Annotated in this window: 20 protein-coding genes; 8 read left to right on the top strand and 12 right to left on the bottom strand. The window is 65.0% G+C overall.

Annotated elements, in window-relative coordinates; translation table 11 throughout:
* Nucleotides 1–30: 30 nt before the first annotated feature.
* The 5 genes from MTX21_RS23325 to coxB all read right to left on the bottom strand — a co-directional run bounded on the left by MTX21_RS23325 (nucleotide 31) and on the right by coxB (nucleotide 4,380).
* Nucleotides 31–663 (bottom strand): cytochrome c oxidase assembly protein, encoded by a 633-nt coding sequence (locus tag MTX21_RS23325; RefSeq protein ID WP_280967020.1) that lies wholly within the window; start codon nucleotides 661–663, stop codon nucleotides 31–33.
* Nucleotides 664–668: 5 nt separating this feature from the next.
* Nucleotides 669–833, bottom strand: a complete 165-nt coding sequence (locus MTX21_RS23330; protein ID WP_280967021.1) for a CoxF protein — start codon at nucleotides 831–833, stop codon at nucleotides 669–671.
* Between the two features lie 7 nt (nucleotides 834–840).
* Nucleotides 841–1,785: a heme o synthase gene (locus tag MTX21_RS23335; protein ID WP_280967022.1), complete on the bottom strand. Its 945-nt coding sequence runs from the start codon at nucleotides 1,783–1,785 to the stop codon at nucleotides 841–843.
* Between the two features lie 61 nt (nucleotides 1,786–1,846).
* Nucleotides 1,847–3,460: a cytochrome c oxidase subunit I gene (ctaD, locus tag MTX21_RS23340; RefSeq protein WP_280967023.1), complete on the bottom strand. Its 1,614-nt coding sequence runs from the start codon at nucleotides 3,458–3,460 to the stop codon at nucleotides 1,847–1,849.
* Between the two features lie 80 nt (nucleotides 3,461–3,540).
* On the bottom strand, nucleotides 3,541–4,380 hold the full coding sequence (gene coxB, locus MTX21_RS23345) for a cytochrome c oxidase subunit II (RefSeq protein WP_280967025.1): 840 nt from the start codon (nucleotides 4,378–4,380) through the stop codon (nucleotides 3,541–3,543).
* Nucleotides 4,381–4,820: 440 nt separating this feature from the next.
* Between coxB and MTX21_RS23350 the strand changes: the two genes are divergently transcribed.
* From MTX21_RS23350 to MTX21_RS23365, 4 genes are all read left to right on the top strand, one after another.
* Nucleotides 4,821–5,354 (top strand): invasion associated locus B family protein, encoded by a 534-nt coding sequence (locus tag MTX21_RS23350; protein WP_280967026.1) that lies wholly within the window; start codon nucleotides 4,821–4,823, stop codon nucleotides 5,352–5,354.
* A 111-nt stretch (nucleotides 5,355–5,465) separates the two neighbouring features.
* The gene (tldD, locus tag MTX21_RS23355; protein ID WP_280967027.1) at nucleotides 5,466–6,893 is read left to right on the top strand and encodes a metalloprotease TldD; all 1,428 of its coding nucleotides are present in this window, start codon (nucleotides 5,466–5,468) and stop codon (nucleotides 6,891–6,893) included.
* The gene (lepB, locus tag MTX21_RS23360) at nucleotides 6,890–7,684 is read left to right on the top strand and encodes a signal peptidase I (protein ID WP_280967028.1); all 795 of its coding nucleotides are present in this window, start codon (nucleotides 6,890–6,892) and stop codon (nucleotides 7,682–7,684) included. The genes tldD and lepB overlap by 4 nt, the downstream gene beginning before the upstream one ends.
* 106 nt (nucleotides 7,685–7,790) lie before the next feature.
* A complete protein-coding gene (locus tag MTX21_RS23365; protein ID WP_280967029.1) occupies nucleotides 7,791–8,357 on the top strand; it encodes a nucleotidyltransferase family protein in 567 nt (188 codons plus the stop codon).
* Between the two features lie 227 nt (nucleotides 8,358–8,584).
* On the opposite strand, the gene MTX21_RS23370 is transcribed toward MTX21_RS23365, so the two are convergent.
* From MTX21_RS23370 to MTX21_RS23380, 3 genes are all read right to left on the bottom strand, one after another.
* The gene (locus tag MTX21_RS23370; protein WP_280967030.1) at nucleotides 8,585–9,148 is read right to left on the bottom strand and encodes a PAN domain-containing protein; all 564 of its coding nucleotides are present in this window, start codon (nucleotides 9,146–9,148) and stop codon (nucleotides 8,585–8,587) included.
* A gap of 187 nt (nucleotides 9,149–9,335) precedes the next feature.
* Complete coding sequence (locus MTX21_RS23375) at nucleotides 9,336–10,706, bottom strand: glutamate--cysteine ligase (protein ID WP_280967032.1); 1,371 nt, start codon at nucleotides 10,704–10,706, stop codon at nucleotides 9,336–9,338.
* Nucleotides 10,707–10,804: 98 nt separating this feature from the next.
* Complete coding sequence (locus MTX21_RS23380) at nucleotides 10,805–11,293, bottom strand: MarR family winged helix-turn-helix transcriptional regulator (RefSeq protein WP_280971143.1); 489 nt, start codon at nucleotides 11,291–11,293, stop codon at nucleotides 10,805–10,807.
* A 126-nt stretch (nucleotides 11,294–11,419) separates the two neighbouring features.
* On the opposite strand from MTX21_RS23380, the gene gstA reads away from it, so the two are divergent.
* Complete coding sequence (gene gstA / locus MTX21_RS23385) at nucleotides 11,420–12,034, top strand: glutathione transferase GstA (RefSeq protein ID WP_280967033.1); 615 nt, start codon at nucleotides 11,420–11,422, stop codon at nucleotides 12,032–12,034.
* 256 nt (nucleotides 12,035–12,290) lie between these two features.
* Nucleotides 12,291–12,599 (top strand): hypothetical protein, encoded by a 309-nt coding sequence (locus tag MTX21_RS23390; protein ID WP_280967034.1) that lies wholly within the window; start codon nucleotides 12,291–12,293, stop codon nucleotides 12,597–12,599.
* 613 nt (nucleotides 12,600–13,212) lie between these two features.
* Here MTX21_RS23390 and MTX21_RS23395 read toward each other — a convergent pair.
* The 4 genes from MTX21_RS23395 to MTX21_RS23410 all read right to left on the bottom strand — a co-directional run bounded on the left by MTX21_RS23395 (nucleotide 13,213) and on the right by MTX21_RS23410 (nucleotide 19,184).
* Nucleotides 13,213–15,423, bottom strand: coding sequence for an FAD-dependent oxidoreductase (locus tag MTX21_RS23395; protein WP_280967036.1), 2,211 nt, complete (start codon nucleotides 15,421–15,423; stop codon nucleotides 13,213–13,215).
* Between the two features lie 203 nt (nucleotides 15,424–15,626).
* Nucleotides 15,627–16,835 (bottom strand): acetyl-CoA C-acetyltransferase, encoded by a 1,209-nt coding sequence (locus MTX21_RS23400; protein WP_280967037.1) that lies wholly within the window; start codon nucleotides 16,833–16,835, stop codon nucleotides 15,627–15,629.
* A gap of 57 nt (nucleotides 16,836–16,892) precedes the next feature.
* Nucleotides 16,893–18,683, bottom strand: a complete 1,791-nt coding sequence (locus MTX21_RS23405; protein ID WP_280967038.1) for an acyl-CoA dehydrogenase C-terminal domain-containing protein — start codon at nucleotides 18,681–18,683, stop codon at nucleotides 16,893–16,895.
* A gap of 105 nt (nucleotides 18,684–18,788) precedes the next feature.
* Nucleotides 18,789–19,184 (bottom strand): nuclear transport factor 2 family protein, encoded by a 396-nt coding sequence (locus MTX21_RS23410; RefSeq protein WP_280967040.1) that lies wholly within the window; start codon nucleotides 19,182–19,184, stop codon nucleotides 18,789–18,791.
* A 182-nt stretch (nucleotides 19,185–19,366) separates the two neighbouring features.
* Between MTX21_RS23410 and MTX21_RS23415 the strand changes: the two genes are divergently transcribed.
* Complete coding sequence (locus tag MTX21_RS23415) at nucleotides 19,367–19,957, top strand: PadR family transcriptional regulator (protein ID WP_280967041.1); 591 nt, start codon at nucleotides 19,367–19,369, stop codon at nucleotides 19,955–19,957.
* A 390-nt stretch (nucleotides 19,958–20,347) separates the two neighbouring features.
* A complete protein-coding gene (locus MTX21_RS23420) occupies nucleotides 20,348–23,713 on the top strand; it encodes a hypothetical protein (RefSeq protein WP_280967042.1) in 3,366 nt (1,121 codons plus the stop codon).
* Nucleotides 23,714–23,912: the final 199 nt, after the last annotated feature.

The following is a 23,912-nucleotide window of genomic DNA, read 5'->3' on the forward strand; positions in this document are numbered from 1 at the left end:
GATTCCAACCCCGGTACGTGCGCCCGGCAATCAGAGATTTCCTTTGCGTTTGTCGTCCTCGCCCGAGGCGAGCGGCTTCACCACCGGCTCGCGCACCGGATAGAACGTGTAGGACAGCGTGATCGTGCTCAGCCCGTCATTGTCGTGATCGCTGACGATCGACGGATCGACGTAGAACACCACGGGCATCTCTCGCTTCTCGCCGGGAGCCATGGTCTGCTCGGTGAAGCAGAAGCAGTTGATCTTCTGGAAATAGGATCCGACCGTCAGCGGCGCGACGTTGTAGGCGGCCTGGCCCGTGGTGGTGCGTGCAGCCTGATTGGTCACGGTGTAGTAGATCGTCGTGACCTGGCCGATATTGACCTCGACCTCGCTCTGCTCAGGCTCGAACTTCCAGGGTAGGCCGGGTGCGACATTGGAGTCGAAGCGCACCGTGATCTTGCGCGCGATTGGCCCCGAGGCCGGCGCCGATGTCGCGACTTGCGTCGTGCCGTTGAAGCCGGTGGCGCGGCAGAACCAGTTGTAGAACGGCACCGCGGCATAGGATGCGCCGACCATCAGCGCGACCACGCCGCCGCAGATCGAGGCGACCAGCGCGTCGCGGCCGAGGCCCTTCGTGGCCCTCCGGCTCTGATCACGCGATATGGTCGGCTTCTGATTCATCTTTCCTACAATGGCCTGACTAGCACCGCCGGTCCCTTGACCATGGTGACGGCGAAGAACAGCACCACGAGCACGCCGAGCGCGAGCGCGATCGCGATCGAGCGATGACGACGGCTCCTCTTTTGCGCCTCGGTGAGGACGATTCCATCTGGATCTGGTTTGTCGGCCATTCCGTTATCATGCGCCCCCTACCATCGGAGCAAGCGCCCGGAAGACGACCTCGGCGAGCAGGGTCGCAAACAGCGCAAACAGATAAAGGATGGAAAAGGCAAACAGCTTGCGGGTCGCGCGCAGCGACTGGCTGCGCTCGCGGCGCATATAGACGTTGATCGCGAGCACCAGCATGCCGACGCCGAGGATCAGCGAGGTGACGCCGTAGATCGCATCGAAATAGCCGAACGCCCAGGGCGCGGCGGCCACTGCAATCAGCACGACGGTGTAGAGCAGGATCTGGAGCCGCGTCGCGTCGGGACCGGCGACGTTCGGCAGCATCGGAATGCCGGCGCGGGCATAATCGTCGGAACGGAACAGCGCCAGCGCCCAGAAGTGCGGCGGGGTCCAGAAGAAGATGATGGCGAACAGCAGCAGCGGCTCGACGTCGACCGTGCCGGTCACGGCGGCCCAGGCCACCACCGGCGGCAGCGCGCCGGCGGCGCCGCCGATCACGATGTTCTGCGCGGTCCAGCGCTTCAACAGGAGCGTGTAGATCACGACGTAGAAGAAGATGGTGAAGGCGAGCAGCGCGCCGGCGATCCAGTTGACGAGGATGCCGAGCGTCATCACCGAGAAGAAGGCCAGCGTCGTGCCGAACGCCATCGCCTCGGGCCGGGTGATGCGGCCGCGCGGGATCGGCCGGTTCGCCGTGCGCGACATCTTGGCGTCGATGTCGCCTTCGAGCGCCATGTTGAGCGCACCGGAGGCGCCGGCGCCGACCGCGATGCAGAGCAGCGAGGTGATCGCGAGCACGGGGTGGAAATGCCCCGGCGCCATCGCCATCCCGACCAGCGCCGTGAAGATCACGAGCGACATCACACGCGGCTTGAGCAGCGCAATATAATCGCCAACCTCCGCCTCGGAGATCCGGGGACCGATATCGATGGCGTTCCGATCGAGGACCGACACGTAAATCTACTCGCTTGATGATCGAGCCGCGGCGCCCATGACAGGCGCCGCGGGAGTTTGCTTACTGCACGCGCGGCAGCACTTCGAACTGGTGGAACGGCGGCGGCGAGGACAGCGTCCACTCCAGCGTAGTCGCGCCCGCACCCCAGGGATTGTTGCCCGCCGGCACCCTCTTCATGAAGGCATCGAGCACGCAGTAGAGGAAGATCAGGACGCCGAAGCCGGAGATGTAGGAGCCGAGCGACGAGACCAGGTTCCAGCCCGCGAACGCGTCGGGATAGTCGACGTAGCGGCGCGGCATGCCCGACAGGCCGAGGAAGTGCTGCGGGAAGAACACCATGTTGACGCCGACGAAGGTGACCCAGAAATGCGCTTTCGCCAGCGTCTCGTTGTACATGTAGCCCGACATCTTCGGGAACCAGTAGTACCAGCCGGCGAAGATCGCGAACACGGCGCCCAGCGACAGCACGTAGTGGAAGTGCGCGACGACGTAGTAGGTGTCCTGAAGCACGCGGTCGACGCCGGCATTCGCCAGCACGACGCCGGTGACGCCGCCGACCGTGAACAGGAAGATGAAGCCGATCGCCCAGATCATCGGAGCGCGGAACTCGATCGAGCCGCCCCACATCGTGGCGATCCAGGAGAAGATCTTCACGCCGGTCGGAACCGCGATCACCATGGTGGCGGCGACGAAATAGGCCTGCGTCGCCGAGGACATGCCGACGGTGTACATGTGGTGTGCCCACACCACGAAGCCGATGCCGCCGATCGCGACCATGGCGTAAGCCATGCCGAGATAACCGAACACGGGCTTGCGCGAGAAGGTGGAGACGATCTGGCTGATCATGCCGAAGCCGGGCAGGATCAGGATGTACACCTCGGGGTGGCCGAAGAACCAGAACAGGTGCTGGAACAGCACGGGGTCGCCGCCGCCATCAGCCGCGAAGAAGGTGGTGCCGAAATTACGGTCGGTGAGCAGCATGGTGATCGCGCCGGCGAGCACCGGCAGCGACAGCAGCAACAGGAACACCGTCACCAGGATCGACCACACGAACAGCGGCATCTTGTGCAGGGTCATGCCCGGCGCGCGCATGTTGAAGATCGTGGTGATGAAGTTGATGGCGCCGAGGATCGACGAGGCACCGGCAAGGTGCAGCGACAGGATCGCGAAGTCGACGGCTGGGCCCGGATGGCCCGACGTCGACAGCGGCGCGTACATGGTCCAGCCGGCGCCGACGCCGTTGGCGCCCGGCTCGCCCTCGACGAAAGTGGAGCACAGCAGCAGCGCGAAGGAGGCCGGCAGCAGCCAGAACGAGATGTTGTTCATGCGCGGGAACGCCATGTCCGGCGCGCCGATCATCAGCGGCACGAACCAGTTGCCGAAGCCGCCGATCATCGCCGGCATGACCATGAAGAAGATCATGATCAGGCCGTGGCTGGTCACGAAGACGTTGTAGGTGTGCGTCTCGTGGAAGATCTGCACGCCCGGATACATCAGCTCGGCGCGAATCGCGATCGACATCGCCGCACCGATGATGCCGGCGATGACCGCGAAGATCAGGTACATCGTGCCGATGTCCTTGTGATTGGTCGAATAGACGTAGCGCCGCCATCCGGTCGGATGGGCGTGCTCGTCATGCGCGTGATCGCCGTGTGCCGCTGCGCTCGTTGCCATTTTCAAATCCTGCCTTGCGTCCCATTCGGACCTTATGCGGTCCCGCCCTTCAAGTCGCTTTCAGTCCCCGCGCCTGACGCTCACTGCGTCGGACCGGCGGCGGAAGCGTAAGTGCTGGTGCCGCCGCTCGCATATTTCTTCTTCGCCGATTCAACCCATGAGGCGAACTCCTGATCGGAGACCACCCGCACCGCGATCGGCATGAAGGCGTGATCCTTGCCGCACAGCTCCGAGCACTGGCCGTAATACACGCCGGTCTTGACGGCCTTGAACCAGGTCTCGTTCAGGCGGCCGGGGATGGCGTCGATCTTGATGCCGAAGGCCGGCACCGCGAAGGAATGGATAACGTCGGCGCCGGTGGTCTGGACGCGAATCACCTTGTTGACCGGCACCACCATCTCGTTGTCGACGCCGAGCAGCCGCGGCTGCTTGTCTTGCGCCATCAGCGAATCGAACTCGAACTTGCCGTTGTCGGGATAGGCATAGGACCAGTACCACTGCTTGCCGGTGGCCTTGATGGTGAGATCCGCCTTCGGCACATCGAGCTGGAGGAACAGGAGGCGGAACGACGGCACCGCGATGCCGACCAGGATCAGCACCGGGACCAGAGTCCAGACCACCTCGATCAGCGTGTTGTGAGTGGTTCGCGACGGCACCGGATTGGCCCTCGCGTTGAACTTGATGACCACGGTCACCAGCAACGCCAGCACGAACAGCGTGATGACGGTGATGAGGACGAACAGGAAGTTGTGGAACCAGACGATGTTGTCCATCACCGGGGAAGCAGAGGCCTGCAGATGCCATTCCCACGGCTCCGGCTGCCCGAGTTCGGCAAATGCCGCACCGCCCGTCGCCAGCGTCAGGCCAGCTACGGCCAATCCCAGCAAGTGCCGGCCCACCCGGCCCATCGACATCCTCATGCCGTTCGCGCTCCCCTTACGAAATCACCCCAAGTGCGCTCCCCTCTTGGTGGGAAACGCTTATTCGATCCGCCCGTCTGACAAACCGCCGCTCAAGAATACCTCTAAGAGGCATTGGGGCCAGATCGCTAGAACGCCGAAATCAAGCCTCTCAAACCATAATTCTTGATCTATCGCAATGCAGTCTTGAGCCCCGTCTGTCAGCCATCACCCGCAAGATATTTCCTAGTAAGATCAGACAAAAATACCGTTTCCCGGGACGCCGCGGCTTGACAGGTAGATTGCCCGCGGTAGGCACTGGGCAACCGCCGCGCCGGAACCTGATTCGGATCAAGGCGAGATGCCGGCGCGGCGCGAGATTTGCTTGGGAAGCGCCTTCAAGCCGCCGTCATTCCCGTATCAGTCGCGAGCGACCCAAGCGAACAGAGGGACCAACCCCGATGGGGCTTTCGACATGCAAGGCAAGGCCGGCTGACCGCCTGAGGACCCTCGCAGCCGTGCTGGGTGCGATCCTCGTCCTCGCCCTGCCCGGTTTCGCCCATGCGCAGGGCGCGGTGCGCTCCGTCCATGGCGACTGGCAGATCCGCTGCGACACCCCGCCGGGTGCCCAGACCGAGCAATGCGCCTTGATCCAGAGCGTGGTCGCCGAAGACCGCTCCAATGCCGGCCTCACCGTGATCGTGCTGAAGACCGCCGACCAGAAGAGCCGGCTGATGCGAGTGGTCGCTCCGCTCGGCGTGCTGTTGCCCTCCGGCCTCGGCCTGAAGCTCGACAACCAGGATGTCGGCCGTGCTGGCTTCGTCCGCTGCCTGCCCAATGGCTGCGTCGCCGAGGTCGTCATGGACGACAAGCTGCTCGGCCAGCTCCGCAGCGCCAAGACCGCTACCTTCATCATTTTCGAAACCCCCGAGGAAGGCATCGGCTTCCCGCTCAGCCTGAACGGGCTGGGTGAGGGATACGACAAGCTGCCGTAGGCGACAGCGAGCGCTCGATTCTATCGTTTCCGTAATGTGACGCCCGGCACCCTCGCGGATCCGGCCTGAAACCATTATCTTGCCTCACATCCCCCGATAATGGACGGACGCATGACCAACCCTGCCACGACCTCCCTGCTCGACCGCGCCAATCTCGATCGCGACCAGGTTCGCAACGAGGTCGCGCGCGGACTTTCGGGCGCCGACGACGGCGAACTGTTCCTGGAATACAGCCAGACCGAAGCGCTGATGTTCGACAATGGGCGGCTCAAGCAGGCGACCTATGACACCTCGCAGGGCTTTGGCTTACGCGCGGTCAAAGATGATGCCGTCGGCTATGCGCATTCCTCGGACGTGTCGCTGCCGGCGCTGATCCGCGCCGCCGACGCGGTCGCGGCCGTGCGTGGCGGCTATTCCGGCAGCTTCGCAAGCCCCCCTCCGCACACCAATGTGCGGCTCTATGGCGACGACAATCCACTGGATGCGCCGGGCTTCGAGACCAAGGTCAAGCTGCTCGCCGAGATCGACGCATATTTGCGCGACAAGGATCCGCGGGTGCGGCAGGTCAGCGTCAGCCTGGGCGCGACCTGGCAGGTCGTTGAGATCCTGCGCCCCGACGGCGAAAGCTATCGCGACATCCGTCCCCTTGTGCGCGTGAACATCTCCGTCGTCGCCGGCCAGGGCGACCGGCAGGAAAGCGGCAGCAAGGGCTATGGCGGCCGCGCCGGGTATGCCGAGTTTATCGAATCCAGGAGCTGGCGCGAAGCCGCCGATGGCGCGCTGCGCGAGGCATTGGTCAATCTGGAATCGATTCCGGCGCCGGCCGGCGAGATGGACGTCGTGCTCGGTGCCGGCTGGCCCGGCGTGATGCTGCATGAAGCGGTCGGCCATGGGCTCGAAGGCGACTTCAACCGCAAGAAGACCTCGGCCTTCGCCGGCCTGATGGGCCAGCAGGTCGCGGCCAAGGGCGTCACCGTGGTCGACGACGGCACCATTGCTTCAAGGCGCGGCTCGCTGTCGATCGACGACGAGGGCACGCCGACCAACCGCACCGTGCTGATCGAGGACGGCATCCTGGTCGGCTACATGCAGGACCGCCAGAACGCCCGTCTCATGAACATGAAGCCGACCGGCAACGGCCGCCGCCAGGGCTATGCCCATGTGCCGATGCCGCGCATGACCAACACTTACATGCTCGCCGGCGACCGCGAGCCGGGCGAAATCATCGCCTCGGTGAAGAACGGCGTGTTCGCCGCCAACTTCGGCGGCGGCCAGGTCGACATCACCTCGGGCAAATACGTGTTCCAGTGCACCGAGGCCTACAGAATCGAGAACGGCAAGATCGGCGCGCCCTTGAAGGGCGCCATGCTGATCGGCAATGGTCCCACCGACCTGCACCGCATCCGCATGATCGGCAACGACCTCGCGCTCGACACCGGTATCGGCACGTGCGGCAAGAACGGCCAGGGCGTGCCGGTCGGCGTCGGACAGCCGACGCTCCTGATGGAACGCATCACGGTCGGAGGCACCGGCGCATGAGTGTTGAGAAAGTGACTGCGACCACCACCGAGCCGAAAAAGAGCAAGCCGAAGACAAGCACCTGGCGCGGGCAGATCATGCAGCTCGCCGGCATCGTCGCCGCCGTATTCATCGCCAAGGGTGCGCTGGCCGAACCGTTCTACGTGCCGTCCGGCTCGATGGAGCCGACGCTGCTGATCGGCGATGCGCTGCTCGCTTCGAAATTCCCCTACGGCTACGGCACGTCGTCGCTGCCGATCCAGATCAACCTGCCGGAGACCGGCCGGGTCTTCGCGGAGACGCCGAAGCTCGGCGACGTCGTGGTGTTCCGCTGGCCCGGCGACCGTTCGCAGGCCTGGGTCAAGCGCGTGGTGGGCCTGCCCGGCGATCGCATCCAGATGCGCCAGGGTCAGCTCTTCATCAACGACCGTCCCGCCGAGCTGAAGCCGGACGGCGTCGGACAGGCCGAGGACGACAATGGCGGCAGCGAGCCCGCCTACCGCTATGTCGAGACCCTGCCGAACGGCGTGTCGCATCTGATCTTCAAGATGCGCGACAACGGCCCGCTCGACAACACGCCGGAGGTGACGGTGCCGCCCGGCCATCTCTTCGTGCTCGGCGACAACCGGGACAATTCCGCCGACAGCCGCGTGCCGCTGCGCTCCGGCGGCGTCGGCCTGCTGCCGATCGACAATCTGGTCGGACGAGCCGACGCGGTGGTCGGCTCCTGGGACCTCGGCATGCGCAGCCAGCCGGTCTGGACCTGGCTCTCCGGCTTCCGCCTCGCGCGGTTCTTCACCGCCGTGCACTGATGCCTCCCCTCATGGTGAGGAGCGCGTCTTCGCGCGTCTCCGGGACGATGCTTTCGCATCGCCTCGAGAACCATGAGGCCCGTGGCCATCCTTCGTGATTGGCATCATGGACGAGGACCGCTTCCTCGCGCTGGCGCTGACGAATCCCATCAACGCTGCGATCGTCGATGATCTGGCCCAGCTCGCGCTGCCGGATGCCTGGCTGGTCTCGGGGTGCCTGGTACAGACGGTATGGAACGTGCTCACGGGCCGCGCGGTTGACCACGGCATCGCCGATTACGACGTGTTCTATTTCGATCCCGATACCTCATGGGAGGCCGAGGACGCGGTGATCCGCACGCTGCATGCGCGGCTTGCGCATCTCGACGTCAAGATCGAGGCCCGCAACCAGGCGCGCGTGCATCTGTGGTACCCCGGCAAGCATGGCCTGCCCTATCCGCCACTGACCTGCTCCACCGACGGCATCGACCGCTTCCTGACGCAGAACACGCAGGTCGGTGTCAGGCGCATCGGCGAGGATTTCGATGTCTATGCACCGCACGGCTTCGACGATGTCGCAAACCTGATCGCACGGCCCAATCGGGGGCCGAATTTTTCGGCCGCGAATTACGCCGTGAAGGCCGCGCGATGGAAGGCGCTATGGCCGGAGCTCACGGTGATTGCGGCGGAGTGAGATATCTCTCCACGTCATGGCCGGGCTTGTCCCGGCCATCCATGCGCGATCGCGATTGAGGGACGACGCGGATGCCCGGGTCAAGCCCCGGGCATGACGAGTGAATATTTGGCGCACGATCCATCCCCATTGTCATTGCGAGCGCAGCGAAGCAATCCAGAGTCCCTCCGCGGCACCAGACTGGATTGCTTCGCTGCGCTCGCAATGACGACAGTAAGAGCTGCGCCCTATCGTACCACGCCCGAGGTGAATCCCGCCTTCCGGCGCGGCGGCTTGATTTCCTTTTTCAGGAAGCAGCGCGCCTCGCGGCCGGTGTAGCCGGGGCGCGCATAGGTGAAGGCGCGGCACTTGTTGTCCGCCGTGCAGGCCGCCTTGCAGGCCTCTACGCCTTCGCCGGCCTTGAGTTCGAAACTGCGCAAATCGCCGCCGGGGCGGTCGATCGACGTCTCCACGCCCTCGATGCGCGGCTCGATGACGCCGGCGCCGCGCACACCGGAGATGCAGCAGTTTTCCGGCACGCGCGGCGGCACGGTGTTCTTGAGCCAGCACACCGCCGAGCCGCCTTCGACGTCGGGATAGCTGAAGCTCCAGGACCGGCAACGGCGGTCGCGCTCGCACAGCAGCGCGCAATCCTCCGGATCGCCCGAGGTGACCGGCGTATTGAAATAGTCGCCGCCGGGCCGGTCGAATGCCGTCTGGGCGCGCGCCGGCATGCACGCAAGCGCAAGCACCAGCGCAACGCATGCCGCGACGCTTGCCATGATGCCCCCAGGCAGGCAGCCCTTCCCCATCCGAACAGCTTTCGAGTTATTGACGACGCTAGCGTTTTTCAGTCGGTCATTTGATCGCCGCAAACCTGTATGGGCGATGAACGGCCTTGAGACCTGCTGTCGCCGGGCCAAAGCGTTTGAGCATGATCCTTTCAGAAAGCCGCTGCACACTTTGCGCTAAGGCGGCTCTTCGGGTCCGGACCATGCTCTAGAAAGCGTAATCCTCGTAGGCCGGTTCCACCGAGCCGTTCCAGGGGCCGTTGAACTTGTCCAGCATCTCCTCGGCCGGCGTCCGGCCGGCATCGATGATGCGATCGAGCGGCTCGAGATGGCGGGTCTCGTCGCGGCCGAGATGGTCGATTCGGCCACGCCGGCGCAGGCCTGCATGTGCCAGAACGAGGCATTCCTTGGCGATCTCGAAGAGATAGCGGTCCCTAATCCGCGCCTTGAAGCCGAAGCGCGGCACGTCGTCGCGCAGCGCCTGGCGCTCATGCGCGCTCCAGTGCTTCACGATGTCCCATGCGGCATCGAGCGACACATCGTCGTAGAGCAGCCCGACCCAGAACGCGGGCAGTGCCGGCAGCCGGTCCCAGGGACCACCGTCCGAGCCGCGCATCTCGAGATATCGCTTCAGCCGCACCTCGGGGAAAATCGTCGAGAGATGGTTGGCCCAGTCCGACAGCGTCGGTCGCTCGCCGGGCAAATTGTTGTTGCGGCCGTCGAACAAGGCGCGGAACGAGGAGCCGGACACGTCGATGTATTCTTCCCCACGCTTGACGAAATACATGGGCACGTCGAGCGCGTAATCGACATAGCGCTCAAACCCCATGCCGTCCTCGAACGCCCACGGCAGCATGCCCGAGCGCGCATTGTCGGTGTCGCGCCAGATCTCGGAGCGGAAGGAGAGATAGCCGTTGGGCTTGCCTTCGGTGAAAGGCGAGTTGGCGAACAGCGCGGTCGCGACCGGCTGCAGCGCCAGCGACACCCGCAGCTTCTTGACCATGTCGGCTTCGGAGGAGAAGTCGAGATTGGTCTGCACCGTGCAGGTCCGGTACATCATGTCGAGGCCGTATTTGCCGACCTTCGGCATGTAGTTGGTCATGATCTTGTAGCGGCCCTTGGGCATCACAGGAATGTCCGCCCGCGACCAGGACGGGGTCATGCCGAGGCCGAGGAAGCCGATGCCGAGCGGCGCTGCGATCTCGCGCACTTGGGCCAGATGCGCCATCAGCTCGGCTTGCGTCTGGTGCACGGTTTCGACCGGCGCACCCGAGAGCTCGAACTGTCCGCCCGGCTCGAGCGAGATCGCGCCGCCGCCGGTGACGTCGTAGAGGCCAATGATGTTGCCTTGCTCCATGATCGGCTCCCAGCCGAGCAGGAGCTTCATGCCTTCGAGCAGCGCGCCGATGCCGCGCGCGCCCTCGTAGGGCACCGGCCGGTGCCCGTCGAGCGTGAACGGCGTTTTCTCATGCTCGGTGCCGAGGCGGAACTCGGACGGGGCCTTGCAGCCGGCCTCGAACCACGTGACGAGCTCGTCGCGCGATTGCAACGGCGTCATATCTATCTGGTCTCGCGCCATATCAAACTCTAATCAAAAGCGCTTCGACCGAACGCGCGCGGGTGACAGGGATGGTCCGCGAACCCATCGGTTGCGCGGCCGTGTTGGTTTGCCGCCGATCATCGCGACGGCGTGCTTTCGTGAACGGGCGGCAGTTTCATCTCGCCGCATGAGCAACCCAGGCGGTCGAGCAGGGCACTGAGCTTGACGGCATCGGTATCGGAGAGTTTCGAGCCGACATATTTCTCGATAGCGGCGGAGTATGCGCCCCACATACGCTTCTGCAACTCGCGGCCCGCTTCAGTGATCTCGACGAACTGGCCGCGTTTGTCGATCTTGCATTCGCGCCGGGAAGCGAGCCCCTCGTCGACCAGACGGTCGATCAGCCGCGAGGTGGAGTATTGCGGGATCAGCATCTGCCGTTCAAGCTCCACCGGCCGGAGCTCGCCGGACGGGGCCCGCGACAGTTCCAGCAGCGCGTCATACCAGGCCAAAGGGGGGAAGCCGGCCTTTTTCAGGTCCTGCTCGACGCAGTCGAGCACACGGCTCTGCACCCGCATCAGACGGATCCAGGCACCAGTTGCCTCGGTCGATGGTTTACGTCTCATGGTCCCGCTCAAACTCGTCGCCCGTTCTTACCCCACTCGATGCACCTGCATCAATCTTGACTATTGGATGCAGGCGCATGTAGGCGTTTCTTTCGCCCCAACCAACCGTCAAGAGGAGGAAATTCCATGAAACTGTATTATTCGCCCGGCGCCTGCTCACTCTCCCCCCACATCGCCCTTCTCGAGGCCGACCTGCCCTATGAGCTGGTCAAGGTCGATATCCGCGCCAAGAAGCTCGAAAATGGTGAGGATTATCTGAAGGTGAATCCGAAAGGCCAAGTTCCCGCGCTGGGCCTCGATAGCGGCGAGATCGTGACCGAAGGCCCGGTCATTGTCCAGATGATCGCCGACCGGGCCTCAAGCAAGGCGCTGGCGCCCGCCCGTGACAGTTCCGAGCGCTACAAACTGCTGGAGTGGCTGAACTTCCTCACCTCCGAGGTGCACAAGAGCTTCGGTCCGCTGTTCTCGCCGGTGCTCGCCGACGACGCCAAGGCCTTCTTCAAGGATCGCGTCATGGGCAAGCTGAAATACATCGACGGCCAGCTCGCCGGTCTCGACTATCTCATGGGCAAGCAGTTCACGGTGGCCGACGGCTACCTCTTCACGATGCTGACCTGGGCCGACAAGATGAAGTTCGACCTCTCGGAGATGCCGAACCTCACCGCCTACAAGGCCCGCATCGCGGCCCGGCCGAAGGTGCAGGAAGCGCTGAAGAAGGAAGGGCTGGCGCAGGCCGCGTGAGGTGCAGCTCGCTTCGAACGCTGAAGGGCCGGACTGACGATCCGGCCCTTTTTATCTTCGCGATCGGGGCGCCTTGAACGATGTGGGACGCTCAGCGCGGACCCGTGCGATCTCACGGCTCCGGATTATCGTACCGCTGCTTAGACTTATGAACTACTGTTCGCCGGATGTGCGATACTGTCTTGCTACTACCCGCCAAGCGGGCAAGCTTTGCGGAATTGGTTGAAGACGACTTGTGCTCTTATTGGGGTTGAACTTGACGATTGCATTCGTCCTGATCGTTGCAAGTGCGTTGGTGGGCGCGGCGACCGGCTTCTTATTCAAGGTCTGGGCGCTGGTCGTGATCTCACCGTTGGTCGCAATCTTTTCTGCAGTCGTTCTTCGATCCCACGGATTCGACCTCGTCGCGGGCGTGACCGTCATTGCCGCCTGTCTTGCCGCCTGTCAGCTCGCTTACCTGGCCGCGACCTATCTGCTGCACGCGCGGGACATATCAGTTCATGACGAGATCGACGGCGAGCCAGGCGAGCAACGCGAGCAGAAAATCCGCGACCAGCACAAGTAAGGCCAGCGCGGCCCAGAACACCGGCCCCTTGCGACGCAGACGTGCACGCCTCTGCTGCGGCACGAGCCGCGGCGAGGACGGAACAGCATAATTCGCAGGCAGCTCAGGATCGATCGCAGTCTTCTGGAGCACCAGAGAGTTCATTGCGGAACACTTTCTTCGTTGATTTTCTTCTTCGTTGATTTTCAACTTGCCGGTGGATCGGCAAGAGTCCCAACAAGGATTGGCAAGCTCATCACCCTGGTTCGGGAGCAAGAGGAGTGCCAAGGCTGAGCAAAAAGAACGACGCCGCTCTAACGCGCATATAAATGTGCGCGACGCCGCAACGTTCCAACCATGCATGCTTTTCTTGATGAGCTGTGTGGCGGGTTCCACAAACTCAGAAAAAGCCACACTTGCGGCAATTGGGACGGGCGGCACTCGGCATCACGCATCATTGCGCCCCAGTGATGTGCTCGCGCACAGAAATGAAAAGGCCGAATCAACGATTCGGCCTTCTTGTTTCACAATCTCGGATGCGTAACTCGCGCGAGCGCGAGATTAGGGCTTGAAGCCCGGATGGAGCGAAACGCAATCCGGGACCTTCGCATGCGCGTGAACGTGTCCCCGCGTCTTAGGCCGCCTTCTTCGGTGCGAACCGACCGTAGAAGGTTTCTCCCTTCGCGGCCATCTCTTCCAGAAGCTTCGGCGGGGTGAAGCGCGAGCCGTATTTGGCTTCGAGCTTACGGCAGAGCTCGACGAACTTCTTCGTGCCCATGAAGTCGATGTAGGACAGCGTGCCGCCGGTGAACGGCGCGAAGCCGAAGCCAAGGATCGAGCCGACATCCGCCTCGCGCGGATCGGTGATGACGTGATCCTCGACAGTGCGCGCGGCCTCCACCGCCTGCACCACCAGGAAGCGCTGCTTCAACTCCTCGACATCGAGCGTATCGGGATCGAGCTGCTTCGGCTGCAGCGCCGAGAGACCCGGCCACAGGCTCTTCTGGCCCTTGCCCTTCTCCGGATAGTCGTAGAAGCCCTTGCTGTTCTTGCGGCCGAGCCGGCCCTGCTTCTCGACCATCTCCACCATCAGCTTCTTCTGATCGGGGTTGATGGCGTTGGGGCCGAGATCGGCTTCGGTCGCCTTCATGATCTTCAGGCCAAGGTCGAGCGCGACTTCGTCCGACAGCGAGAGCGGGCCGACCGGCATGCCGGCCATCTTCGCGCAGTTCTCGATCATCGCCGGCGGCACGCCTTCGAGGAACATCTCGTTGCCTTCAGCGACGTAGCGGCCGACGCAGCGGTTGGCGAAGAAGCCGCGGCTGTCGTTGACCACGATCGGCGTCTTGCCGATGGTGCGGACGTAGTCGAGCGCGGTCGCGAGCGCGACGTCGCCGGTGTTCTTGCCGAGGATGATCTCGACCAGCATCATCTTCTCGACCGGCGAGAAGAGATGGATGCCGACGAACTTGCCCTGGTCCTTGAAGCTTTCGGCAAGCGAGGTGATCGGCAGCGTCGAGGTGTTCGACGCGAAAATCACATCAGACTTCAGGTACTGCTGCGCCTTGGCAAAGGTCTCCGCCTTGACCTTGCGGTCCTCGAACACGGCCTCGATGACAAGGTCGACATCCCCGAGCGCGGCATAGTCGGCCGTCGCCGTGATGCGACCGAGCAGCGCTTCGGCGTCGGCGGGCTTGGCGCGGCCCTTCTTGATCTGATCCTCGATCACCTTCTGCGCGTGCGCCTTGCCCTTGTCGGCGCTCTCCTGGTCGCGATCGATCAGGACGACGTCGAGGCCGGCACGGGCCGAGACGTAGCCGACGCTCGCGCCCATGAAGCCGGCGCCGATCACGGCGATCTTCTTCACCTTGGTCGGCGGCACGTCCTTTGGACGCCGCGCACCCTTGTTCAATTCCTGCATCGACAGGAACAGGCTGCGGATCATCGCGGCCGCTTCCTTCGAGCGCAGCACCGAGGTGAAGTAGCGCGACTCGACGCGCAGCGCCGCGTCGATCGGCAACTGCAGCCCTTCATAGACACAGCTCATGATCGCGCGCGCGGCCGGATAGTTGTCGTAGGTCTCGCGGCGATAGATCGCGTTGCCGGCCGGGAACATCATCATGCCGGCCTTGGAGAACACGGGACCGCCGGGCAGCTTGAAGCCCTTCTCGTCCCAGGGTGCGATCGCCTTGCCGCCGCCCTTGATCCAGTCCTTCGCCGCCTTGATCAGGTCGGCGGCGGGCACGATGGCGTGAATGAGGTTCAGCGCCTTGGCCTTCTCGACGGTGACGGGATCGCCCTTGAGCAGGATGGTCATCGCGTCCTGCGGCGGCACCAGGCGCGGCACGCGCTGCGTGCCGCCGGCGCCGGGGAACAGGCCGACCTTGACCTCGGGCAGGCCGAGCCGTGTCTTGGGATTGTCCGCCGCCACGCGATAGTGGCAGCACAGCGTGATCTCGAAACCGCCGCCGAGCGCGAGGCCGTTGATCGCGGCCGCCCACGGCTTGCCGGAGGTCTCGATTCCGCGCAGCACCTGCGAGAAGCGCCGGCTCTGCTCGAACAGCATCTGGTTCGCGGCGGTCTCGCCATGCTCCTTGAACACCTTGGCGTAGGCCTGGTTCATGCCCTCAAGCATCGACAGATCGGCGCCGGCGCAGAATGCCTCCTTGGCGGAGGTGATGACGACGCCCTTCACCGCGGCGTCGGCTGTGGTCTCCTTGACGATCGCCTCGAGCTCGTTGGTCGAGGTCTCGTCGAGCACGTTCATCGAACGGCCCGGGATATCCCAGGTGACGAGCGCAATGCCGTCTGCGTCGGTCTCTACTTTGAAATTCTTGAAGGCCATGTGGTGCTCCCTCAGTGCCGCAGCCAGTCTTTCGGCGCGGCGGTTGAACTGTGATCTCGTCTTACCCTCTCCCCTTGTGGGAGAGGGTCCGAGCGAAGCGAGGGGGTGAGGGGTCTGCATCCGCGGAGACAGACCCCTCACCCGGCTCGAACCCGCTTCGCGTGTTCGCGCCACCCTCTCCCACAAGGGGAGAGGGTAAGAAATCAGACCCGCTCGATGATCGTCGCGGTGCCCATGCCGCCGCCGATGCACAGCGTCACCAGCGCGGTGGACTTGTTGGTGCGCTCGAGCTCGTCGAGCACGGTGCCCAGGATCATCGCGCCGGTGGCGCCGAGGGGATGGCCGAGCGCGATGGCGCCGCCATTGACGTTGATCTTGGCGTTGTCGATGTCGAAGGCCTGGATGTAGCGCAGCACCACCGAGGCGAAGGCCTCGTTGAGCTCGAACAGGTCGATGTCCGACGTCTTCATGCCCGAGCGCGCAAACAGCTTTTCGGTGACGTCGACCGGGCCGGTCAGCATCATCGCGGGCTCTGAGCCGATATTGGCGAAGGCGCGGATCTTCGCACGCGGCTTCATGCCGTACTTGCTGCCCGCTTCCTTGCTGCCAAGCAGGACCGCGCCGGCGCCGTCGACGATGCCCGAGGAATTGCCGGCGTGATGCACGTAGTTGACGCGCTCGATCTCCGGGTGCGACTGCAGCGCGACGCCATCGAAGCCGCCCATCTGCGCAACCATCGTGAAGGACGGCTGGAGCTGCGCCAGCGACTGCATCGTGGTCGAGGGACGCATGTGCTCGTCCTTGGCCAGGATGGTGAGGCCGTTGATGTCCTTCACCGGCACCACAGACTTGTTGAAGCGGCCTTCGTCCCAGGCCTTGCCGGCGCGCTGCTGGCTCTGCACCGCATAGGCATCGACGTCGTCGCGCGAGAAGCCGTACTTCGTGGCGATCAGGTCGGCCGAGACGCCCTGCGGCATGAAGTAGGCCGGCACCGCCATCGACGGATCCATCGGCCAGGCGCCGCCGGAGGCGCCGATGCCGACGCGGCTCATCGATTCGGCGCCGCCGCCGATCACGAGGTCATGCTGACCACTCATGATCTGCGCGGCGGCGAAATTCACGGCATCGAGGCCGGAGGCGCAGAAGCGGCTGATCTGCACGCCGGGCACGGCCTCGCCGAGGCCGGCCTTCAGCGCCGCAAAGCGCGCGATGTCGCTGCCGGCTTCGCCGACGGGATCGACCACGCCGAGCACCACGTCGTCGACGGAATCCTCCGGCAGGTTGTTGCGCTCCTTCAGCGCCTTCAGCGGCACGGCGGCGAGCGCGAGCGCCGTCACCTCATGCAGCGCGCCGTCCGGCTTGCCGCGGCCGCGCGGGGTGCGAACGTGGTCGTAGATGAATGCCTCAGGCATGACGCCCTCCTGATATGAATTCGGAATCCGACAGTCGTTGGGAGCAGGCAGCGGACGTCAGAACGCTTCCGCCGGCAGCTCCATGATGGTGGCGCAGCCGGACTGGATGCGCGCGAGATTGGCCGCGGTCTCCGGCAGCATCCGCTCCATGAAGAAGCGGCCGGTGACGAGCTTGGTCGACAGATAGGGCGTGGGACCGCCCGCGGCAATCTTGGCCTGGGTCACCTTGGCCATCCGCGCCCACATGTAGCCGAGCGCGACGAAGCCGAAGAGATGCAGATAGTCGGTCGCAGCGGCGCCGGCATTGTCGGGCTTCATCATCGCGTTCTGCATCAGCCAGGTGGTGGCCTGCTGGAGATGGCCGAGCGCGGTCGACAGCGGCGCGACATAGGGCTTCAGCGCCTCGTCGCCGCCATTCTCCTTGGCGAAAGCCATCACCTCGCCGAAGAATGCCATGATGGCGCGGCCGCCGTCGCGTGGCAGCTTGCGGCCGACGAGATCGAGCGCCTGGATGCCGTTGGCGCCTTCGTAGATCATGGCGATGCGCGCATCGCGCACGAACTGCTCCATGCCCTGCTCGGCGATGTAGCCGTGACCGCCGTACATCTGCTGCGCCTGCACCGCGTTGGCGAAGCCGTAATCGGTGAGAAAACCCTTCAGCACCGGCGTCATCAGGCCCATGTGATCGTCGGCGGCCTGGCGGTCCTTGGGGTCTTCGGAGCGATGGGCGACGTCGCTCTTCAGCGCGGTCCAGATCACGAAGGCGCGCGCGGCCTCGTTGAAAGCGCGGATGGACAACAGCGTGCGGCGCACGTCGGGATGCACGATGATCGGATCGGCCGGCTTGTCCGGCGCCTTGGCGCCGGTGAGCGAGCGGCCCTGGATGCGCTCGCGCGCATAGGCGACGGCGTTCTGGTAGGCGACCTCGGACTGTGCAAGGCCCTGCACGGCGACGCCGAGGCGGGCCTCGTTCATCATCACGAACATGCCCTGCATGCCCTTGTTCTCTTCGCCGATCAGCCAGCCGGTGGCGTTGTCGTAGTTCATCACGCAGGTGGAATTGCCGTGGATGCCCATCTTGTGCTCGATTGAGCCGCAGACCACGCCATTGCGCGCGCCGACTGAGCCATCGGCATTGACCAGGAATTTCGGCACCACGAACAGCGAGACACCCTTGATGCCGGCAGGCGCGCCCTCGATGCGGGCGAGCACGAGGTGGATGATGTTGGAGGCTAAGTCGTGCTCCCCGGCCGAGATGAAGATCTTGGTGCCCGTGATCTTGAAGCTGCCGTCGCTCTGGCGCACCGCCTTGGTGCGGAGCATGCCGAGATCGGTACCGCAATGCGGCTCGGTGAGGTTCATGGTGCCGGTCCATTCGCCCGCGACCATCTTCGGCACGTAGGTCTTCTTCTGCTCCGGCGTGCCGTGCACGAGGAGCGCCGCGGTCGCACCCATGGTGAGGCCGCCATACATCGAGAACGCCATGTTGGCGGAGATCTGGAATTCGTTGACCGCCTGGCTCAGCGTCACCGGCAGGCCCTGGCCGCCGAACTCCTGCGGCGCCGACAGGCCGAGCCAGCCGCCCTCGGCGACCTGCTTGAACGCCTCTTTAAATCCCTTCGGCGTGGTGACGCTGCCGTCGTCAGCGCGCTTGCAGCCCTGGAGATCGCCGACGCGGTTGAGCGGCTGCAGCACCTCTTCGGCGAGCTTGGCGGCCTCGCCCAAGATCGCCTCGCGCACGTCGCTCGATGCATCGGAGAAGCCCGGCAGATTGTCGTAGCGGTCGATCTGGAAGACGTCGTTGAGGAGGAAGTTCACGTCTTCGACGGGGGCTTTATAGATCGGCATGGCGTTCTCCCGGCATGGGGCCGTTCAGTGGTGGAATTCTCTTTAATTCCCTGCGGCGCAGTGCTTGCCCGCGAGCTTAGCGGGTTCTGCAACCTCGGGGCAGTGTCATGATTGGGTGGCGAGTTGCTCCGCCATCAGGCGATGCAGCATGTTGATGGCCTTGAGCGGACGCACCATCACCTTGAAATGGGTGATGCGGCCGTCAGCGTCGAAGGTGATGATGTCGACGCCGTTGATCTCGATGCCGTCGATCATGGTCTTGAATTCGAGCACGGCGCCATTGGCACTCTTCCATTCACCGACATAGGTGAAGCCCGGACCGCCGAGCACCTTCTCGGCGCTGGACAGGTATTTGAAGGTGATGTCGCGCCCGCGCTGCGGCGCGTGCACGACCGGGCTTTCGAAGACGGCGTCGGGATGGAGCAGGTCCCAGAGCGCGGCGCGGGCTTCAGCGCGATCTTGGGACTTCATGTAGCCGTACCAAGAGTCGAGGCCGGTCATTGTCAGGTGCCTCCCTTGCCAAAAGGCCATGGCAACAAAAAACGCGAAAACAACCCCATGCAAAGTAGCGCAAAGGCCAACGCCGGCGGGCAACCAGCCTGCGTCATATGCACATTGACGCATATGCATCGATGTGCATAAAGTCAAGTCAATTGGTCGGGACTTCTTAAGGAGCCGATGTCATGGCGCTGGGCGACGCAATCCTCGCATGCCTGACGGAACGTCCGATGACGGGCTACGAGCTCGCCAAGACATTCGACTCCTCGATCGGCTTCTTCTGGAAGGCCGACCACCAGCAGATCTATCGCGAGCTCTCCAAGCTGCGCGACCGCGGCTACATCCAGGGCCGCGAGGTCGTGCAATCCGGCAAGCCCAACAAGCTGATCTATACGCTCGCTCCCGAAGGCAGAACAGCGCTGCGGCACTGGGCCGCGCGGCCGAGCACACCGCCCTCGATCAAGGATGATCTCCTGGTCCGCCTCCACGCGCTCGACAGCGTCGACATCGAGCCCCTGCGCACCGACCTGATGGCGCGCCTGGAGCATCACCGCGACCGCCACGCGAACTATGAGCGGATTCTGCAGAAGCGTTTTCCGGAGGGATCGGCGTCGGGCAGGCTCGACATCGGCAACCTGCTCCTGCTCCGCCTCGGCGCGCGGCACGAGCAGATGGTAGCCGACTTCTGCGAGGAGGCACTCGAGACGCTGTCGGCGATGAGCGGCAAAGCCACAGTGGTGCCGCTGGAGGATGGCAAGCGCGAGGGCAAGGGCTGAGGTCTTAAGCCGCTACGCGACGCCGCCGCCACCACTCCACTGTCATCGCCCGCCTTGTGCGCAATTGCGCACTGGGGCGGGCGATCCAGTATTCCAGAGGCCGCGCAGCTAGAGCCGAGAAGCCGCGGCGTACTGGATGCCCCGCTTTCGCGGGGCATGACACCGGTTGATGTGGCGGGCACAGCGAGTCCCAACGCACCATCTCCAGTTCCCCGCCGCCCAACTTTAAGACACCGGTTCTCCATTCCTTAACCCGTTATTTACCCTGACAGGAAAAAGTCGGTTTTCGAGGCAGACGACCCGCGCCGAATTCGATTGTCTTTGCAACCGGCACGCGTGGGAAGGCTGGAGGCGCCGGGTGGGGCGCCGGAGTCGGAACCGGACAGAGTCATGAATTCGCGCGTATCGTGGAGTGTTGACGGCATCGATCCATCCGTCAGGGAGCGGGCCGAGGCCGCTGCGCGCCGCGCCGGCATGTCACTCAACGATTGGCTGAACTCCACCCTCGGCGACGTTGCCCCGCCGAACTTCCGCGGACCTTACGACCAGCAGCGTCCGCAGGCGCCGAGTCAGGAAAGTCGCGAGGTCGCCGACATCCATCAGCGGCTCGACGCGATCACCCAGCAGATCGAACGGATTTCAAGACCCGCGCCGCGCAGCGACGTCTCGCGCGAGCAGGGCGTTGCGCGCCAACTCAACGACGCGATCTCGCGCCTCGATGCGCGGCTCTCGCAGATCTCGCGCCCTCAACAGCCGCAGCAGCCTCAACCGCCACGCACCCCAGCGGTCGACCCGCGCCAGCGCCAGGCCGATGCGGTCGAACGCGCGGCAGCGCAGGTCTATCGGAGCTCGCCACCCCTGAGCCCCGCCTCGCTCGACGTCGCGGTCGCCGAGATCACGGCGCGACAGAGCGAGCTTGACGGTTTCGTATCGCGGCAGATGCCGCCGCGCGCGGCCCCCTCGATCGCGCCCATGGCTGCGCCCATCGCACCGATGGCGCCGCCGCCACCGCCGGGGCCGGATTTTTCCGCGCTCGAACGCCATCTGCTCAAGATCACCAGCCAGATCGAGTCGCTGCAGCGTCCCGATCACATCGAGCAGTCGATCTCGGCCTTCCGCAACGAGCTCGCGGAGATCCGCCACGCCATCACCGAGGCGATGCCGCGCCGCGCGATCGAATCGATCGAGAACGAGATCCGCTCCTTGCACCGTCGCATCGACGAGACTCGCTCGTCCGGCACCGACGGCCAGATGCTCGCCGGCATCGAACGCGCGCTGTCCGAGATCAAGCAGGTGCTGCGCACGCTGACGCCGGCCGAACAGCTCACCGGCTATGACGAGGCGATCCGCAATCTCGGCGCCAAGCTCGACCTGATCCTGCGCGCCAACGACGATCCGTCGACGGTGCGCCAGCTCGAAGACGCGATCTCGGCTCTGCGCGCCATCGTCTCCAACGTGGCGTCCAACGAGGCGCTGGCACGGCTCTCCGATGACGTGCAGCTCCTGTCGTCCAAGGTCGACCAGATCACCCGCGCCTCCGGCCACAGCGACAGCTTCGCCGTGCTGGAGCAACGCATTGCCGCGCTCACCGCCGCGCTGGAAACGCGCGAGCGGCCGGTCGCGAGCGAGAGCACCGAACATCTGGAAGCCGCGATCCGGGCGCTGTCGGACCGTTTCGACCGCATGCAGGTCGGCGGCGACTCCGCATCGACCTTCGCGCATCTCGAACAGCGCGTCTCGTATCTGCTGGAGCGGATCGAGGCCGCCTCCGATCCGCGCGGCGGCAATTTGAGCCGCGTCGAGGACGGGCTGCACGACATCCTGCGACATCTGGAGCGGCAGCAGGCGACTTACGCTGCGCTTGCCGAAAGCCGCAGCTCGGCGCCGCCGTCCGATTCCGGCATGGTCGAGCTCGTCAAGCGCGAGCTCTCCGACATCCGCTTCAGCCAGGCCGAGACCACCCGCCACACCCAGGATTCGCTCGAGGCCGTGCACAACACGCTCGGCCACGTCGTCGACCGCCTTGCCATGATCGAGGGCGATCTGCGCGCGGTGCGCGCCGCGCCGCCCGCACCGCAGCCGATGCCGATGGCGGCTCCGACGCCGACGGCCGCTGCGATCGAGCCCGCCCCCATGGCGCGCGAGCCGCGGCCGGAAAGCCAGCCCAAATCCGATCCGAAGCCCGAGCTACCGAACCCGGCCGCCGCGCAAGCGGCGCACGCCGCATTTGCGGCTGCACCGCGCGAATTCCATGCCGCCACCCCGGCCGCGCCGCCGGTGCCGATGGCCCCGCCGATTCCGCCGCGCGCGATCAGCGAGATCCTGGAACCGCACACGGTGCCGGCACGCGCCGCAATCGCGCCTGAACTGCCGCCGGATCATCCGCTCGAGCCGGGCACGCGTCCGAACGGGCGCGTCGGCACGCCATCGGAACGCATTGCCGCGTCCGAAAGCGCGATCAGCGAAATTCCCGCCGCGCCGAAGGAGCCGGTGTCATCGTCGAGCTTCATCGCGGCCGCCCGCCGCGCCGCGCAGGCCGCCGCCGCACAGCCCGAGAAGAGCGGCCGCGGCGCCAAGGCGGCCACCGCGGGCCGCGCCAAGGGCAAGGACGGCGCGTCGACGATCACCTCGAAGATCCGTTCGCTGCTGGTCGGCGCGAGCGTGGTCGTGATCGTGCTCGGCACCTTCAAGATGGCAATGAGCCTCCTGGATGGCAGCAGTGCGCCCGCGCCGCAAGCGATGGAGAATACGTCGAGCGCGCCCGCGCCGCAGCCGATGGCCGCTCCGCCGCCGCCCAGCGAGAGCAAGCCTGCCGCTCCCGAGCAGATCACGCCGTCGATGACCTCGCCGACGCCGATCGGCCGGCAATCGCAGAACACTGCCGCCCCAGTGCCCGCGATGGGTTCGGGCAGCACGGCCTCGGTCGAGATTCCGCCCGCGCCTGCTGCCGCGCCGCCCCCGCCCGCGGCGAGCAACGACGTCACCGGCGCGATTCCGATGGCGAGCCGCGCGCGGCTTGGCCTGGTCCAGGTACCGCCGAGCGAGAAACTGCCTGACGGCATCGGCGGTCCCGGCTTGCGCGCCGCCGCGATGAAGGGCGACGCGACCGCGGCCTACGAGATCGGCGTCCGCTTCGCCGAAGGCAAGGGCGTCGCGACGAACTACGACGAAGCCGCCAAATGGTACGACCGCGCGGCGCAGGCCGGCGTGGTGCCTGCGACCTTCCGCCTCGGTACGCTCTACGAAAAGGGCCTCGGCGTGAAGAGGGACGCCGACATCGCCCGCCGCTACTACACGCAGGCCGCCGAGCGCGGCAACGCCAAGGCGATGCACAATCTCGCGGTGCTCGACGCCGACGGCGGCGGACGCGGCGCCAACTACAAGAGCGCGGCACAGTGGTTCCGGAAAGCTGCCGACCGCGGCGTCGCCGACAGCCAGTTCAACCTCGGCATCCTCTATGCCCGCGGCATCGGCGTCGAACAGAACCTCGCCGAGTCCTACAAATGGTTCAGCCTGGCTGCGGCCCAGGGTGACGCGGATGCGGCGGGCAAGCGCGACGACGTCGCCAAACGCCTCGACCCGCAATCGCTCGCGGCCGCCAAGCTCGCGATCCAGACCTTCAGCGCCGAACCGCAGCCCGACGACGCCGTCAACGTCGCCGCGCCCGCAGGCGGCTGGGACAGTGCCGCGCAGGCGAACACCAAGCCTGCGCCGAAGCTGATGGCGGCCAGGCGCTCGGCCTCGGCCGCGCACTGATCCATTCTCGTTCACCGCGGACGCTTCCTTCGCGGTTGAACCACGATCATTGGTAGCACGCTGTCTCCTCTTGTCGTCGCCCGGCTTGACCGGGCGACCCAGTATTCCAGAGACGTCGGCGGGATACGGAGAAGCCGCGGCTTACTGGATGCCCCGATCCCGGCTCCGCCAAGGCTACGTCCGACCACAAGGGTGCTCG

Source organism: Bradyrhizobium sp. ISRA430 (assembly GCF_029909975.1).
Lineage (GTDB): Bacteria > Pseudomonadota > Alphaproteobacteria > Rhizobiales > Xanthobacteraceae > Bradyrhizobium.